This window comes from Nonomuraea sp. NPDC026600 (assembly GCF_040638335.1).
GTDB lineage: Bacteria > Actinomycetota > Actinomycetes > Streptosporangiales > Streptosporangiaceae > Nonomuraea.
In genome coordinates this window covers 1-16,978 of record NZ_JBEZYD010000070.1, presented here as the reverse complement: position 1 = coordinate 16,978, position 16,978 = coordinate 1, and the positions used below count along the sequence as shown (strand labels likewise).

Here is a 16,978-nt window from a genome sequence, read left to right as displayed (position 1 = left end):
GAATCCGGCGCGGCGATCGCACGCGCTCTTTCCGGCGCTCGCCGCGCCACCGCCATAACACGCGCCGCCGTCATAACAGGTGAAAGGCATGTCATGTTCTCAGTCCAGCGACGCTCGATCCGCATGGCAGCCACCGCGGCGATTCTCGCCGTCAGCCTGCCTCTGGTCGCGTCTCCCGCAACCGCCTCGACCACCGCGTCTCCAACAAACGCCTCGACCACGGTCGATCTTGTCGAGCTGTACGAGCTGAAAACCCCGATCGGCGGATACTTCTACACCACCAGCGCAGCCGAGCGGGAATCGGCGATCCGCGACCACGGATTCGGGCCGGCGGGTGTGCAGGCGGCCCGTTACATCTCCCGGACGACATTTTCCGGCAGCGTAGGGCTACATCGCCTGCGGGCCGTGGACCGGGCCTCCTATATCCTCGCGCTCCCGCAAGAGGCGGCCACTCTCGCCGGCAGCGGCACGTTCGTAGACGAAGGCGTGCTGGGCTACGTCGACGAGGACGGACAGTTCGACCCGCCCCGGCTGCCGACCGGCGAGCGACTCGCCACCGTGTGGCGGATCAGCGACGCGGGCGTGTGGCGCGCGGTCAACACCCGCACCATGGATCAGTACTGCTACGAGATGACGCCTCCGTGGCACCTCGACGGCATCCTGACCAGCGCCTGGGCTCTTGAGGGAGCGTAACGCGCTCACGTCCCCCGCCGCACAAGCCTTTCGTAGATAACGCTCATGTCCCTGACCCTGGCCAAGCGTCCCGCTCGGCCAGGGTCAGGGAATTCAGCCTGCATAAAAGGAAAGCATCATGCGCATCAGAGAATTACTCTCGGCCATCGCAGCCGTCGTGCTGCTCGTTCTGGGTTTATCTGGCACGGCGAGTGCGCAGTCGGACACCGCCATATGGGCCGGCCAAGTTCCGGCGCCGCCCCCGCCGCCGGTAGCGAAGGACGGAACTCGGCTCCAGGGCTCCTGGCTCGGGCCCTATACCTACCGGAATCTCAACAGCGGCCGGTGCCTGGACATTCTGGGCGCGTCGAAAGACAGGGGTGTCCCGGCGGTGCAATACAGATGCGTCGCCGGCGGGGTCTCGCAGATGTGGTACACGTGGCACACCGAAGGCGAAGGCTCCATCGATTTCCACCTCATAGGCAACGCATGGAGTGGAAAGTGCATCATGGCCTGGAATCCGAATCGCCAGGCGCCGATCAAACAGATCGAGTGCAACACGTACGTACCCGCCATGGTCTGGATCCAGACCGAGGCCTACCCCAACATCCAGCAGAACGATGAATCCAATTTCTGCATGGAAGTCCAGGGCGGGTCGCTGGACGACTTCGCAGCCATTGTCCAGTGGGACTGCCATCACCAAGCCCACCAGGTTTGGCTCCGGTACGACGCCTGAGGAGTAGCCGTGCGCGCCCGAAAATTCCTGACTGCAGTATCCGTCGTCTCGACGTTATTATTCATGGCAGTTCCCGCGACTGCCGAACCCACCCCACCACCATCTCAGAAAGACCTCGCGGTGCCGGCCGCGAAATCCGTCGCGCCAGAGAGCATCGACGCGGCCAAGCGGAGCGAGGTGCTGGGCAGCGGGTGGGAGAAATCGTCCGACCGGGCGGTGACCACCGCGAGTGACGCCACCGGTTTCCACGTGCTGGTGGCCGACGCCAAGGACGGCTACCGGTGGCGGACGGCGGCCTCGCTGTCGGAGCCGGGGTTCGACACCGACGCGTGGATCGGCAACCTCTGCGTGACGGCCTCCGGCAAGCGTGCCGTCGTGGTGTACGCGCCGCGTACGTTCACCAACAAGGCCGAGCTGGCCGATCGTGGCGGTTTCACCGCGATCGTGGATCTCGACGGCGGCTCCGTGCGCAAGCTGAAAGCGCAGACCAGCCTGGCCTACTTCAACCCGGGCTGCGGCCCGTCGGAGTCGGCGGTGCTCACCCAGGGCGGCGGGGAGGACCTGACCTCCACCCGGCTGCTGGAACTGGACACGGTCAAGGGCAAGCTGGGGTCGCCGATCGAGGTGCCCGGGCAGCTGACCTCGGCGGTGCCGGTGAAGGACGGCATCGTGGCCGCCGACTCCGGCGCGGTGGTCCGGGTGCGGCCCGACGGCAAGCGCACCGTGCTCGCCTCGGCCAAGGGGGTGCCGTACCGGCTGACCCCTGACGCCGACGGCGGCGTGGTGTACGCGCAGCTGGAGGACAAGCAGAACGCCTCTGTGCGCCGCGTGGACATGAACAAGGACAACGCGGTCACCACGCTCGCCACCGGCGCCATCACCGGCCTGAGCGTACGGGCGGCCCGTGGCGGTCAGGTGTACGTGACCGGGGCCAAGACCACCAAGGCCGGCGTCGCGGCGGCGCCGAGCGTGGCGCTCGCCGACGTGCCTGACGACGCGGGCGTGTCGCTGTCCGGCGGCGTCGCGGTGACGTCGGTGCTGCGCACGAACGCCAAGGACCCGCGGGTGGCGCCCGCCGACCCGGACGCGTCGCAGCGGGTGGACATCACCGCCGCGTCGCTGGCCACGAACAAGCCGTTCACGCTGTCGGTGACGCCGGTGGACGGCGCGGGCGGTGGCGCGGAGCCGAGCCCGGCGCTCGGCCGGGCCGCGCTCGCCGTGGGCGGCGGCCCGCACGACCCCGCCGACGGCGGCCAGCAGGTCTGCTCGGTGGCGCGCAACGACCCCGCCAGCCAGGCCATGCAGCCCAAGCCGCGGCAGGTGGAGTGGGCCGCCGACCAGGCCGTGCTCGGCGTGCTGAACGTGCAGCGGCCGGCCAACTGGAAGAACCTGGGCATGCCCGCGTACACGCCGCAGGGTCTGTTCCCGCGCCGGACGCTCGACGGCGGCGGGCAGGTGCCCGCGCAGATCCTGATGGGCGTCGCGGTGCAGGAGTCGAACACGTGGCAGGCCGCCCGCTTCGCCATCCCCGGCGTGACGGCCAACCCGCTCATAGGCAACTACTTCGGCATCGACTACTACAACGACGACGAAGGCGACGACTGGTCGATCAACTGGGGCAAGGCCGACTGCGGTTACGGCATCATGCAGGTCACCGACGGCATGCGACTGGCCGGCAAGGAGAAGCCGGGCGAGACCGCGCTGCCGGTCAACCAGCAGCGGGCGATCGCCCTCGACTTCGCCGCCAACCTCGCCAAGGGCCTGCAGATGCTGCAGGACAAGTGGAACGAGACCCGCAGGGCGGGGCTGATCGTCAACAACGGCACCGCCGCGAAGCTGGAGAACTGGTTCTTCGCGGTGTGGGCCTACAACTCCGGCCTCCACGCCGATCCGGGCAACGGGCAGCCGTGGGGGCTGGGCTGGCTGAACAACCCGGTCAACCCGCGCTACCCGGCCGACCGGCCTCCGTTCATGGAGACCTCCTACGCCGACGCCGCGCACCCGCAGCACTGGCCCTACCCCGAGAAGGTCATGGGCTTCGCCGGCCACCCGATCGAGCTCATCGAGAGCCCCGGCACCCTGGTGTACTCCCACCTGTACGCCTGGTGGAACTCCACCCAGGACCGGTACAACGTCAAGCCGCCTCTGGTGCAGTTCTGCGAGGCCGGCAACGCCTGCTACCCCGGCGAATCCCACACGCCGAACGACCCCGAGGTGATCGGCGAGCCCGCTGGCCCCTGCGCGCACAAGAACGCCAACGGTCAGTACGACCTGAGATGCTGGTGGCACCAGGCGTCCACGTGGAAGGCCAACTGCCCGACCACCTGCGGCAACGGCAGGGAGCGCTTCGACGCCGGCTACGCCTACCAGGAGGACGCCACCAACTACGCACCGAACTGCGGTCTCACCGGCCTGCCGTCCGGCGCGCTGGTCATCGACAACCTGCCCAAGGGCACCCCGTCCGTCAGGCCCAACTGCGCCCCCGCCTTCACGGAGGGCGGCTCCTTCCAGTTCGACTTCTTGGCGGACATATCCGGCAACTATCCAGGCAAGATCGACGTCCATCAGATGGGCAGCGGTTTCGCCGGCCAGTTCTGGATGAGCAACACCCAACCCTCGAGCGCCGGCCGTAGAGCACGCGGGATCTGGACACTGAACCAGAGCGCCGGATGGGCCCGGATACTCGTCCACATGCCGGTCATCGGGGCACGCACCCAGCAGGCCCGTTACGACATCGACGTGAACGGCAGCCGTACCTACACCAAGCATCGCTACCTGCCGCAGCAGCTCCGCCGCAACGGCTGGGTGTCGCTGGGGGTGTACAACTTCGGCGGCACCGTGCCCAGCGTCCGCCTCGACAACGTCACCGACGACGGCAATGGCACCGTACGGGTGGCCTGGGACGCGATCGCCGTACAGAAGCTGAGCGCCAAGCCCAAGCACATCGTCGCCGCGCTCGGGGACTCCTACAGTTCCGGCGAGGGCGCCGGCGACTACTTCTCCGAGTCCGACGCCGATCACGGTACGTCCTCCTGGAACGCCTGCCGGCGCAGCAATGACGCCTGGTCGCGCAAGGTGGTCCTGCCAGGCGACAGCGAGAACCTGGGCACGCTGTCCGACCGGTACGACGCCAATCACGAGCTCGGCTTCGTGGCCTGCTCCGGGGCGGAGACCGGGCATGTGATGGGGACGGCGCCCACGTCCTGGGAGCATCCGGAGAACTACAGCGAGGGTCAAGGCCAGTTCCACGAGATCGCGCAGATCGACTCGGGCGTGCTCGACGAGAACACCACCCTGGTCACGCTCACCATCGGCGGCAACGATGAGGGAGCCTTCACAGACGCGCTCACGACCTGCATCAGTCCGGTCCCGCCGAACTGCGACGCAGACTGGTTCCTGACCCCGAACAAGTTGATCCTCGACCGGACGGCCGCCAAGCTGAAGAACGTCCTCAAGGCGATCCACGCCCCGGACAAGGCGCCGAACGCGACGATCATCCTGCTGGGCTATCCGAAGCTGATCGCCTCGGGCGGCTGCAGCATCAGCGGCCAGCCCCTGATCACCTCCGGGGAGGCCGGCGCGCTCGGCGAGCTCGCCCGATATCTGGAGGGCAAGGAGTGGGAGCTGGTCTCCCAACTGCAGTCCGAGGGGGCTCCGACCGACCCGCCGTTCAAGGTGTACACGGCCAGCCCGCTCGCCGACTTCACCGATCACGAGGCATGCGGGAGCCCGAACTGGATCAACCCCATCATGCTCAACCCCAACGGTGAGGGTGACTTCCATCCCGGGGACGAACCAGCGCAATGCATCCCCAACCCTCTCGACGTCTCCAACCCGGTGTGCCTGAGCCGGGAGTCGTTCCACCCGAACGACACCGGGACGTCCACGTACGCGGGGGTGCTGGCTCGGATCCTGTCCCAGGTCGGATACCAGGGCGGGTAGCCATAACGGACCCGGCCCGGACCGAAACCCTCCCGGGGCTCCGGTCTGGGCCGGGTTCACTCGTCTCGCACGAGGTGCCGACCCCGCGCTCCGTGTACGTCACGAACATCCTGTCGAACGCCAGTCGATCCTCGGCGATCCTCAAGGAGGCAGCGATTGACCACCACGGGTGAGTGATCGTTGTAAGGATGGGGTATGAGGTTTCGCCGGTTCCGTTCGTTGCCGCGCCGCATATCTTGGCCCAAGCGTTCCTTAGGGCGGTGGGTCGTGATCGCGCTCGGTCTGGGTGTGCTCGTGGTGGCCCTCGTCGGTGCCGCCGGCCCGTACCGGCAGACCAGGGAGTTCCGCGAAGTCGTGGCGTGCGACCGGAGCGTCGGCGACTGTTTCGGCAACGAGGCGGGATCCACTGTCGGCCGGCGCACCTACACCACGACCTCGACGACGACGTCCACCGACGCCAACGGCCAAACGCACACGAGCACCACCACGACCACCCACTACGAGGTCACCTGGCAGCGGGCCAACGGTGCCCGGCAGACCCGCGACGTGTCCTCGAGCTTCTACGCCAAGGCCAAACAGGGACAACCGGCCACACTGCGGCTCTGGCACGACGAAGTCGTCGGTGTGGAGGTGATGGGCGGCGAGCAGTGGTTCCTGCCGAAGTCCGGCACAACGCTCGGCGGCTGGCTGTACCTGGCCTTCTTCGGTCTCGGGGTCCTGCTGTGGGGACTGCTGTTCGGCTGGTGGGACGGGCTCTTCATGCTCGCCTTCCGCACATTCGCCTGGATGTTCATGAGCTTCATGCCCGTGGACATCACGACGGACGCCCTGGCCTACGGCCTGCCCACCGGGACCGATCTCGTCGTACAGATCGTGTTCGCTCTCTTCTTCACCGGGATCGCCGGCGGGTTGCTCTTAGGCTCACTCAACGCCTGGTGACCGGCTGGTCGTGGGCGATGAGCATGAGCTGCCGCCACAGCAGCACCACGAACACCGCAGAACCCGCGAAGGCGAACCAGAAGGGCGCCGCGACACCCAGGCGGGTGGCCAGGACACCGCCGATCAACGAGCCGACCACCAGACCGGCGTAGATGCAGACGGTGTTGACGCTGCCCACTCGGCCCTGCAGTTCGCGCGGGACCGCGCGCTGGCGGACGGTGACCGAGGTCGTGCCCCATATGAAGGCGTGCGCGCCGAAGACCAGGAAGATGCCCCCGGCGACCCACGGCGAATGGGTCAGCGCCAAGCCCAGGTGAGTGAACGTTTCGATGATGAGTCCGATCCGCATCAGGGCGCCGAGGCTCACCCTGCGGGTGATGGCCCCGTACAGGCCAGTGCCGATCAAGCCGCCGATCCCGCCGATAGTGGTCATCAGACCGAAGCCCAGGGCGCCGAGACCGAGCTGCTCCTGGGTGTAGAGGACGAGCACCGACCAGGCCGCGCCGAAGGTGAAGTTGAAGATCAGGATGGTGAGCGCCAGCGTGCGGACCGCCGCGTGCTGGATGGTCCAGCGGAACCCGGCGACCAGTTCCCGTACGGTGTTTGGCCTCACGGGGTCGTCGGCCTGTCGGCCGTGTGGCGGCAATGTGATCCGGGAGACCAGGGCGATCCCCGCCACCACCAGGAGCAACTGGCCCGCGAACGGCCAGGTCAAGCCCAGGCCGAACAGTGCCGCGCCGATCGGCGGCCCGGCGAGCTGATTGAGCGTGATGAACCCCGTGCCCAAGCGGGCGTTGGCGATGACGAGATCGTCCTTGCTGACCATCATGGGCGTCAGCGTGGCCGTCGCGCTGTCGGCGAACACCTCGGCGATCGATCGGAGCGTGAGCGCCACCAGCGCCGTCGCCACGGTCACGGTGCCGCTCACCATGAGCACGACGAGCGCCGCCAGCACCACGGTCCGCACCACGTTCGCGGCGAGCACGATCCTGCGCCGGTCGTGCCGATCCGACAGCACACCCGCGTACAGGCTGAACAGCAGCGGCGGCGCCCAGCCCACCAGGGCCGACAGCGAGATCAGCAGCGGGTCGCGAGTCAACGTCGCGATCAGCAGGGGGCCCGCCGCGGCCGCGACCCCGTCACCGAGATTCGTCAGCCAGCTCGAGGCCAGCAACCATCGAAATCCTGTCCCCAGCCGGGCAGGCAGGACTCGCTCCACCACTGTGATCACGAGCGCAAGACCATACGTTTTGCCAGCATCTACGGCAACGTGTTTTCGCGTCTACGGGCCCGGTCCTGCTTCGACGCTACGGACGTTCGATACGGGTGGGGTTGCCGCGACGAAGATCCCCGTGGGCCGGGGGATGGCCTCGCTTGCGAGGGCGGTCCCTTTGGGGTGTGGACCCGAGGTCGGGTGTCTTGTAGGTGACCAGAGGGATCGTGGTGGCCACGGGCGTGGCCAGGTCATGGTCGACGAGGTCCGCGATTACCTGCTCGATGCGCTTGTAGGCCGTTGGTGCCTCCTCGAAGAGCAGTTGGCGGTCGCCGCACACCACCAGCGATCCCACCGGTGTGCGGCGCAGCTCCTCGACCGTGTGCTTGGCCCGGCCCCGGCGCAGGGCATCAGCACGCGACATCTTGCGGCCCGCGCCGTGCGCCACCGAATGGTTGGCGTTCGGCCCAGCGTGGGCGGCCACGAGATAGGAAGGGGTGCCTCGCGTACCGGCGATGAGCACGTCGCGGCCGTCACCGGGCGCCGCCCCCTTGCGGTGCAGGTAGATCCCGTCGCGGATCTCGACCAGGTTGTGGCACTGGTCGACGATCGGTTCGGTGGGCTCGGTGCCCAGGGCATGGGCGACCCGGGCGGCGATCAGCCGCCGGTTGAGGGATCCCCAGCGTACGGCCTCGTCATGCATCGCCAGGTAGGCGCCGGGATCAGGGGCGGGGCCCGCGCCGTTGACCTCGGTGTGCGCCCGCAGGATCCGCTCGCCCAGTCCGCGGGAACCGCTGTGGACGACGAGAACCAGGTCCCCGGCGGCGAGTCCGAGACGGCTCGCGTGGTCCGGCTCGAAGACGGTCCCGATTCGCGCCAGCTCGACGAAGTGGTTGCCCCGGCCGACCGTCCCGAGGCCCTCGACATGACCTGCGGGAACATCACCCTTGACCAAAGCCCAGGCGGGATCGTCGGGGTCCAGCGCTCGATCGAGATCGGGGAATCGGGCGGCGAGCTTCTCGGGTACGGCGCGCTTCAGCTTGACGGGGAACACGGCGATGCCGCAACCGATGTCGGAGCCCACCAGAAACGGGTACAAGACGGCCGACGCCATGGCGGCGCCGATGGGGGCGCCCTTGCCGGGATGCAGGTCCGGCATGGCGGCGACGTGCATCATGCCGTCGAGGGCGGCCACCTGGTGGCATTGCGCAACGGCATCAGACTCGATCCAGCTTGTGGGCGAGGCGAACACGGTGACGGTGGCCGGGGTGGACAGCGGCACAAGCTCCTGCCGGGTGTGTTGCTGAGACAAAGACGCTCTCTTCGCTGAACAGGGTATGGGCGGGCGGCATCTCGGAGTAGCGGGCGTGCTGTCCGTCAGCGCATCATGGACACCACATTCTCTGAGCCGCGCCATTCGCGGCAAGCGGTTTATCCCCGCACGCGCCGCCTGACGGGCTCCAGCCGGGACCATCCCCGCACGCGCGAGAAGCGCCGGGCTGGGTCCCCACGTTCCCTTGGTGAGAGTCAGGAATGTGGACTGCCCTCAGCCACGAAACCTGGACATAGCATATTATTTCCGCCCGAATCGGAATTGCTTTTGGACTTGACGCGCAACGCGTATCACGGTGGCCGGAACTTTTCTTTCTGGTGTTCCTGTAAGAACGGAAGTTAGCATGCGGTGACTCTGGCCATTCATTCGTTAAGGACAGTTATGGCGCTGGAATCGGAGAACCGGCGCTTCGACGACCTGGCTCGCGCCATTGTCGCCGAGGTCGCCCCCAAAGAGGCTGAATACTTTCCGGCGATCGCCCAGGCCACCCGGAGAAACCCTCGGCGAGCCTTCCGCGGCGGCGGTGACGACCTTCTCGGGTTCTCGCTCGCGGACGCGGTGACACTCCTGACTCCCATCGTCCTGACCGTCCTGACCGGCGCGGCGACCAACACGCTCACCCAGGCCGTCGAACGTACCTCGAAACAGGTCTCCAAGAGCGTGCGGAACAGGCTCTTCCCTTCGCGCCCGGCGCCCATTGCCAGCTCCGAGACCGTCGTTCCCGCTCTCGACCCCGCTCAGGTGAAAGAGACCGCACAGGCGGTCGAGGAGATCGCACTCGCGCTGGGCGTGGACAAAACCACCGCCCTCCGCCTGCGACAGGCGACCTTCGGGCACTTGTCGGGCGAGAGGTGACCGCCGCGGGCGAGATGGTGTCAGGCCGCAGGCTGAACCCGTTCACGCTGCCCTCGTCGACGACGTCCCGGTTCCTCATCCTGATCACCGCGACGATCGCCTGCTCCCTCTACCTTGCTCTTTTTCTGTTCGAGCTGCGGCTGCGCGTCGCCTATCTGCCCGAGCACATCCGGCACGCGGAGTGCCTGTCATCGCTGCGTTCCGGCGTGCGCTCGGTCGAACCGACCCTGCTCGTGGACAGGTACGGCGAGTGCACCGCGGGAGTGACGGCGGGCGAGGCACTCCTGCCGATCGGGTCGCTCGTCGTGCCCGCGCTGTTCGCCCTGCTGTTCTACGCGTTTCACCCGCTGTGGGCGTACCGCCGCGGCCTCATGGCCCTCGCGCAGGTGAGCGGCGGCGAAGCCCACGCGGACCTGGTACGCAGGTTCACCTCCATCGCCGAGGAGGAGGCTCCCGGCAAGAACGTCCGGTTGCTGGTGGATCCGGGAAGGGGAGAAGTCACCGGGCGCGCGCTCGGCCTGCCGCGACGCCACATCGTGGTGCTGAGCATGGGGCTTGTCCTCGCGCACGCGACGACGCCCGCCACTACCGAGGCGGTCCTGCGCCACGAACTGGCGCACATTCGCAACCGCGACGTCGGTATCGCGCACTTCACGGTGGCGATCTGGTGGTCGTTCCTGCTGACGGCCTGCGTGCCCGCGCTGGTCGCCACGGCGATCTGGGTTCCCGGCGGCCTGCTTCCGCAGTGCGCCAGGCTGGCGGCGATGACCCTGGTGCTGTGGCTGGCCAGGACCGCGGTGCTTCGCGCCCGCGAGCACCACGCGGACGTCAGGGCGGGCGACACCGCCGAACGGCAGGAGACGATGGCCGCGGCGATCGAGACCGCCTCGTCGAACCGGCACTACCCGGGGCCGCTGCGCTTCTTCAGCAGCCATCCCGCCCTGCGGTATCGCCTGGCCGTACTGAACGAGCCGGGCAGGCTCCTGCGCCTGGACCAGTGGGAGATGTTCAGCGCGGGGTCGCTGGCGGGCCTGGGTTTCGCACCCGTCTACCACTCCTATTCCCAGCTCGACACCGAGGGGGTGATCGACGCCCGCTACTTCACGCCCGGGCTCATGTTCGGGCTGCTCATCTCAGGCGTCCTCGTCGTGGCCGTCTGGAGGGCGAGCACCGGGCGGCTCGCGGGACATGGTTCGCGGATGAGTCTGTGGTGGGCCTCGGCCAGCTTCACGGTGGGCGTCATCGCTGGCCAGTACGCGGCAATGATCCGCGCGGAGGTGTGGATCTGGACCCTCGCCTTCGCGAACCCGCTGGTCGGACTCACCTACTGTCTCGTGCTTCTGCTGATCATCAGGGCATTCCTCTCCTGGGCCAGGGCCTGCTCCTCGGCCTGGCTGGCCGGCTCCACCCGCCCTCGGACGATCACCCTGGCGGCCGTGGCGGTGTCGGCGGTGGTGATCGGCCCGTGGCTGGGTTTCTGGTTCTACGGCATCGCCATCGTCGTCCAGGCCGGTGTCACGTGGGACCTGCTGGTGGTGACACTGGTGACGATGCTCAGGTACACCCCACTGGTGCTCACCATCGCGCTGGCCTGCGCCTACCTTGTGGCGGCCGGGACGCGAGCGCGGCCGGCACCGGGGAGCGGCCTGCGGCTTCATCTCGACGACGACGATGCCGCGCCCGTCCCGATCCAGCGCCTGCCCGCCCAGCTTGTCCGGGCCTCCCTGCCGTTCGCCGTGGCCTGCTGCCTCATGGCGGTGGGCGGTTTCGCGCTGCAACCCATGCTCACCGCGGGCAGTAGGCAGGTGGGTACGGGTCAGTTCCTCGAAGCCGTCTACGTGACCATGGGCGTGGCCGTGGGCCTGCTGGCGCTGGCCGCGCTGGCGGCCGGGATCCTGGTCGGCGGCCGCGGCTCGGGAACGTGGGCGGTGGCTCATGCGGGGGTCATGCTCCTGACGGCGGCCGTACCGATGGCTCTGGTGATCCTCGGCCATGTCGCCGTGGCCGAATGCGGGTGGGAGCGGGCGGGCGCCTGCTTCGCGCAGGGCGCGCCGCTCCAGGTGACGATCGGCAACTACGCCACGCTCACGTACGCGTACGCGATCTACCCCTGTCTTCTGCTCGCCGGGTGCGGCAGCCTCATCAGTACCCGGAAGCGACCGTTGGGCCGGACGCGACCGCCCGTCCCCGAACCGCTTCGGGGACGGGCGGTCGTGGTGAGCGCGACGATCGTGATAACGCTCGCCTTGGCGGCCGGCGTCTACGGCGCCCTGCTGAACTGGCGGCTGACCGTCGGAGCCATCCCCGCGGCGCGCATGGCCTGGCAGCGGCCGGTCATTGAGGCGGCCAACCAGCCGATCAAGCCGGGTTTGGTTCCGCAGCTCGACGCCTGCCGCAACGCATTGCGCGTGTTCGCCAGCCCGGGAGTGCGCGACGCGCTCAACACCGACCAGCGCTACTACGTGCTGGCGGCCGGGCTCATCAACCATGTCGCCTCGTCCGACGACCCCGCCCTGCGGGCGATGGCCCAGGCCGGATACGTCTGGCTGGACAGGGGTCGCGCGGACATGGTCACCAAAGTGGTCAGCAGAGTGCTGCACTACTGCGTGCTCGTCGGGGGCGAACACCAGGTCGATCTGCAGGCGAGCTAGGCCAGGCACGCCCTGACGCCGTACCGGACGCCGGTGTTGAACGCGTTGATCCGTTCGGTGGCGCTGCCGTGATCGCGCGGGTTCGTCCACGGCGTGTCACCCGACAGACCCCGCAGCGTCGCCGCGATCTCCCGGTTGTCGCCCTGCTCCCACGTGAGCGTGCCGTCCCTCGATGCCCCCGCGAGTGCCGCCCCTCCCAGGCAGTCCGCCTGCAGCTCGACCTGCGGCACCAGATATCTGAACGGCATACGGTTCTGGACGGAGTGGCTCCATTCATGGGAGATGACCTGGTACACCAGCCCGTCGCCGTAGGTGTAGCTCATCCTCATCAGGTTGATGTCCCAGGCGATGAAATGCTGGGTCGTGCAGTAGGAGGCGTTGTAGGGCAGCGTCTTGTGCCCCGAGCACGCAGGCCGGTTCGGGTCGCGCCCGTCGTAGGAACCCAGGACGCGCGGCGGCGAATATCTCCCAGGGAAGTAATCCGACCAGTGATCCGACCAGAATCGATGGACCGCGTAGACGGCCGTCGCGATGTCCTGCTGGAGGCTGTCGACTTTAACCGCCGCCTCGGCTCCGCCCACTCCTCCTCCCCCTCCGATCCACGTGACGGCGAGAATGGTCACCACGGCCAGTCGTAAACGCGCTGACATGGAGCCCCCATTTGTTGGTCGTTCGCTTCCGGCAGGCTCCGAACGATAAACGCGCGCATTCGCCGTGAATAGTCACCGCTACCGAGATATCACCGTCGCCCTCGCAGACGGGTGAGCGTCAAAGGAAATGCCATTGGACTCTCGGGGCGCGTTCTTTGGTGGCCGCCGTGCGGTGACTCAGGCCTGCCGGGGGGAACGGATCAGCAGGGTGGCCAGTACTTCGTCTGGGCCGACGGTGCCGTAGATGTGCGGGACGTCGGCCTGCCAGGAGATGTGCTCGCCTGGCGCAGCCAGCAGGGGCGCGTCGGCCGGGCCGGCGCGCAGCACACCCGCGTGGACCGTGACGTGTTCGGTCACGCCCGGGGCGTGGGATGGCGAGTGTTGCACGATGCCGGGACGGACGCGCATGCGCAGCAACTCGAACGTCGCGGTCGTCTCCTCGAAGACCTCCAGCAGAGTGGCCGTCACGGCGGCGCCGGGCACCTGGATGGCCTCTGTGGGCGATGCGCCGGGCTCCAGAACCAGGGCCGTCAACGGTACGCCCAAGGCTCCTGCCACCGCGTAGAGCGTCTCCAGCGTCGGGTTGCGGGTGCCCAGTTCCAGGCCGGACAGGGTGGCCTTGCCGATGCCGGCGCTGCGGGCCAGCGCCGACAGGGAGATGCCGCGGGCCTCCCGCAATCGCCGCAGCCTGCTCCCGATATCCGTGTCACGGCCGTCCACCCGGCAATCCTTGCATTCCACCGCCGGACTTGTCCCGCGGTGGCCACGTGGCTATGGTTCGTTCCGTAAACGGAACGATTGCGAGGCCGAGGGGGTTGGCGTGCGGGTGCAGGCTGTCATGGCGGGGCTGGTCAGCGCGGTGGTCGGCTACGCCAGTTCGTTCACCGTCGTGCTCGCCGGGCTGCGTGCCGTCGGGGCGACGCCGGGGCAGGCCGCGTCCGGGCTGCTCGCCCTCTGCTGCGGCATCGGGGCGGTGGCGCTCTTCCTCGGGCTGTGGTACCGCATGCCGATCAGCATCGCCTGGTCGACCCCTGGCGCGGCGCTGCTGGTGGCGACCGGTCCGGTGCCCGGCGGCTTCCCGGCCGCGGTCGGCGCGTTCATCGTCTGCGCCGCGCTCATCGTCCTCGCCGGCCTGTCGCCCTGGCCGGCCCGGTTGATCGCCGCCATCCCGCGTCCGATCGCCGGCGCCATGCTGGCGGGCGTCATCCTCAGCCTGTGCACCGCACCGGTCCGTGCCGTCGTCGACATCCCGCTGTTGGCCGTGCCCGTCGTCCTGACCTGGGCGGTGTTGCAGCGGTACCTACGGCAGTGGGCAGTTCCGGGCGCGCTCGTCGTGGCGATCATCGCCATCGCGGTGCACGGACCCGGCACCGGCCTGTCCGGCGCGGCGCTGCGGCCCGCGCTCGAGCTGCTCACCCCGACGCTGAACCCGTCCGTAGTGGTGAGCATCGCCATCCCGCTGTTTCTCGTCACCATGGCCGCGCAGAACGTCCCCGGCATGGCGGTCATGGCGACATACGGGTACACGCCGCCCCTGCGCCCGGTCCTCGTCGCGACCGGCCTGGCGAGCGCGGCGGCGGCGCCGTTCGGCGGTCACGCCGTCAACCTGGCCGCGATCACCGCAGCGCTGACCGCCGGCCCGGACACCCACCCTGACCCCGGCCGCCGGTGGATCGCGACGGTGGCCCTCGGCGCCGGGCAACTGACCCTCGGCCTCGGCGCCGGCCTGGCCATGGCTCTCGTGCTGCTGTCCCCACCCGTGCTGGTCACCGCGGTGGCCGGCCTCGCGCTGCTGTCGGCGCTCGGCTCGTCGCTGGCCGGCGCGGTGACCGAGCCGGAGGGACGGGAGGCCGCGGTGGTCACTTTCGTGGTCACCGCGTCGGGGATGACGATCCTGAGCATCGGCGCGGCGTTCTGGGGCCTGGTCGCGGGCGGCCTGACCGCACTCCTGCTGCACAGGCGACCACCGTTGGAACAGCGATCGCCATCCACGGCGGAAACTGGGGCGGAACATCCCGAGGGCCGGGTGGCTGGTATGTCGGCCGTCGTAGCGGAAGTGGTGGTGCCCTCCGGGGTGGCTGAGCATCGAAACATCCCCGCCCGGTAGACGGCATGCCCTGGCCCGCCAACGCCTTCTTCGTGACAATCACGCAAGACAACCCGTAACCCACCTTTGAGGAGGGGGCATCCCGCCGGATACCCCCTCTTTCCCGAGAGGCGGCCATGCAGTCACCGACCTACCTGCACGACCTTCTGGCCTCGACCCTCTTCACCGAGGGGCTCGACGGCGAGATGGATCTGTGGGCGCTGGGATTCAGCGCCGTCTGGATCAAAGGCGTGGACCTCGACGCCCTCGCCTCGATCTACCAGCTGGACCTCTCCACCCGCACCCCGTGCCATTTGAGTGACATCCTCGACCAGAACATCGACGATGGATCCCGCTTGGTCGCCGAGGTCGGAGACTGGGTCAGCATTGTGCCCGCATCCGCCGACCGCGAGCGCCTGGTGTCCATCACCGCGGGCGGCCGCGAGGCCTTCGGCCTCAGCATGGACATCAGCAACAGAACCTATTTCCACTATGTCCGCGGCGGGCGTCTGGTGACCTCCTTCAGTCCCACCTGGCCGGAGTCACGTTTCGGCGACGACCCGCACGCGCTCGATCACCTGATGGACGGGCTGCGCTTCCAGATCAGCGCGGACGACGTCTTCGACGATCGCGTGGACCGGGAGGAGAGCGTCAGCTCGGCCTTGACCCTGATCGGACGCTTCACGGGAACCGACATCGCCACCGACTGGTTCGAGGCGCAGCACTCCTGCATCAGACCCACCTCCTGACGGCCCACGCTCAGCCCGTGTGGCACGTCGCCGGCCTGCCGACCGACGCGCCGGCGGGCTGTCTATTCCCGGCGGTCCCGGCGGTCACACAGGGCCGCCTCACCGTGGGCGAGCAGCCGATCCAGCACGTGCGCAGCGGGTTCGGCCCGGCCGCAACAGGGGCAGATCGATGCCAACGGCGAGCACGTAGCCGACCTGCTGCTGGTGGCAGAAGGTGTGCGGGCCGGATCGCGGCCGTAGTCGGCGCACCGGTAGCAGATGAGCACGGACCATATCTGCGTCTGAAGTGCAGATACAGGCGTTCGTCCTCCTCCGGTGGCCAAATAGGCGGGACACACGTTGACGTGCTCCTGCGCATCTATGCCAAATGCATCGTCGGCCAAGACGAGGCCGCCAGGCGAAGGATCGCCGACGCCCTCGCCGAGTAGAGGTGGGACGAGCATGTCCGACCAGCGTGTTCGTGATCTTCGCGGGCGCGCTAGTCGTGTTTCAGCATTCATGTGCACTCGTCTGACGTGTCGCGGAGACCGTCAGGGCCGAGGAGCGCGACCATAACGCCGGTAGGCAGCGGATACCTGAGACACCCAGAAGTCCGTTTTGACGTTTCGAGACGCACGATGCGGCAACAGCTCCTTCTCCGTTGCCAGGTGATAGAAGCCGGGACCGGCATCGTTGACGTCGAGGTATTGGACCAGCGCAGAGATCATGAACCCAACCTCCGGCAGGTTCTTCTCCACGATCAGCCCCAGCAGATGCCCCATTGCCGCCCGTTCGTCCTGCCGCGAGAAATCAAACTCTCGCAAACCTGTCCGCCGAGCAAGCACCGCATTCAACTCCGTGTAAGTAGTGGTCCGCTCCAATCGCGCCTGCTCGATCAGGAACTCCAACCCCTTCTCGACCAGTAGATCCCACGTCTCCCCGTCCCTACCGAACATCAACAGCAAGCCACCTCCACGGGGCCCTAGCGAAGTCATCACGACAGACATCAGTCTGAAGGACATCACCGGAAACGCGCAGAGAAACAGCCTGTCTGCCAGGTGGCGCGACGGCGACCACAGTGTCAACGACGGCTGAATCTGGACCCCCTGGCGTCGTCTGAATTTTGACCCCTTGATGTGCTTGATTGTTATTGGTCGTTGGTGTGGCCAGCTG

The 16,978-nt window shown here is 68.0% G+C and carries 13 protein-coding genes; 8 read left to right on the top strand and 5 right to left on the bottom strand.

Features of this window, described 5'->3' with window-relative positions:
* The first annotated feature begins 123 nt into the window (after positions 1-123).
* The 4 genes from AB0F17_RS64360 (at position 124) to AB0F17_RS64345 (ending at position 6,289) form a co-directional block, all read left to right on the top strand.
* On the top strand, positions 124-693 hold the full coding sequence (locus AB0F17_RS64360; protein WP_358046859.1) for a hypothetical protein: 570 nt from the start codon (positions 124-126) through the stop codon (positions 691-693).
* Positions 694-811: 118 nt separating this feature from the next.
* The gene (locus AB0F17_RS64355; RefSeq protein WP_358046856.1) at positions 812-1,408 is read left to right on the top strand and encodes an RICIN domain-containing protein; all 597 of its coding nucleotides are present in this window, start codon (positions 812-814) and stop codon (positions 1,406-1,408) included.
* Positions 1,409-1,471: 63 nt separating this feature from the next.
* A complete protein-coding gene (locus AB0F17_RS64350; protein WP_358046853.1) occupies positions 1,472-5,350 on the top strand; it encodes a hypothetical protein in 3,879 nt (1,292 codons plus the stop codon).
* Positions 5,351-5,617: 267 nt separating this feature from the next.
* Positions 5,618-6,289, top strand: coding sequence for a hypothetical protein (locus AB0F17_RS64345; protein ID WP_358046850.1), 672 nt, complete (start codon positions 5,618-5,620; stop codon positions 6,287-6,289).
* On the opposite strand, the gene AB0F17_RS64340 is transcribed toward AB0F17_RS64345, so the two are convergent.
* Together AB0F17_RS64340 and AB0F17_RS64335 are read right to left on the bottom strand one after the other, a co-directional pair.
* Positions 6,276-7,520, bottom strand: coding sequence for an MFS transporter (locus tag AB0F17_RS64340; RefSeq protein ID WP_358046848.1), 1,245 nt, complete (start codon positions 7,518-7,520; stop codon positions 6,276-6,278). The two genes, AB0F17_RS64345 and AB0F17_RS64340, sit on opposite strands and share 14 nt — an antisense overlap.
* 76 nt (positions 7,521-7,596) lie before the next feature.
* On the bottom strand, positions 7,597-8,814 hold the full coding sequence (locus AB0F17_RS64335) for an RNA ligase RtcB family protein (RefSeq protein ID WP_358046845.1): 1,218 nt from the start codon (positions 8,812-8,814) through the stop codon (positions 7,597-7,599).
* Positions 8,815-9,216: 402 nt separating this feature from the next.
* Between AB0F17_RS64335 and AB0F17_RS64330 the strand changes: the two genes are divergently transcribed.
* Positions 9,217-9,690 carry a hypothetical protein gene (locus AB0F17_RS64330; RefSeq protein WP_358046842.1) on the top strand — a complete coding sequence of 158 codons (474 nt, stop codon included), beginning with the start codon at positions 9,217-9,219 and terminating at the stop codon, positions 9,688-9,690.
* The gene (locus AB0F17_RS64325) at positions 9,687-12,341 is read left to right on the top strand and encodes a M48 family metalloprotease (protein WP_358046839.1); all 2,655 of its coding nucleotides are present in this window, start codon (positions 9,687-9,689) and stop codon (positions 12,339-12,341) included. The genes AB0F17_RS64330 and AB0F17_RS64325 overlap by 4 nt, the downstream gene beginning before the upstream one ends.
* Here AB0F17_RS64325 and AB0F17_RS64320 read toward each other — a convergent pair.
* Complete coding sequence (locus AB0F17_RS64320) at positions 12,338-12,991, bottom strand: hypothetical protein (protein ID WP_358046836.1); 654 nt, start codon at positions 12,989-12,991, stop codon at positions 12,338-12,340. The genes AB0F17_RS64325 and AB0F17_RS64320 overlap by 4 nt on opposite strands.
* Before the next feature lie 177 nt (positions 12,992-13,168).
* On the bottom strand, positions 13,169-13,711 hold the full coding sequence (locus AB0F17_RS64315; protein WP_358046833.1) for an XRE family transcriptional regulator: 543 nt from the start codon (positions 13,709-13,711) through the stop codon (positions 13,169-13,171).
* Between the two features lie 100 nt (positions 13,712-13,811).
* Between AB0F17_RS64315 and AB0F17_RS64310 the strand changes: the two genes are divergently transcribed.
* Positions 13,812-15,098, top strand: a complete 1,287-nt coding sequence (locus AB0F17_RS64310; RefSeq protein ID WP_358046830.1) for a benzoate/H(+) symporter BenE family transporter — start codon at positions 13,812-13,814, stop codon at positions 15,096-15,098.
* 116 nt (positions 15,099-15,214) lie between these two features.
* Positions 15,215-15,826, top strand: a complete 612-nt coding sequence (locus tag AB0F17_RS64305) for a DUF6461 domain-containing protein (protein ID WP_358046827.1) — start codon at positions 15,215-15,217, stop codon at positions 15,824-15,826.
* 530 nt (positions 15,827-16,356) lie between these two features.
* Here AB0F17_RS64305 and AB0F17_RS64300 read toward each other — a convergent pair.
* Positions 16,357-16,761 carry a hypothetical protein gene (locus AB0F17_RS64300; protein ID WP_358046920.1) on the bottom strand — a complete coding sequence of 135 codons (405 nt, stop codon included), beginning with the start codon at positions 16,759-16,761 and terminating at the stop codon, positions 16,357-16,359.
* Between the last annotated feature and the right edge of the window lie 217 nt (positions 16,762-16,978).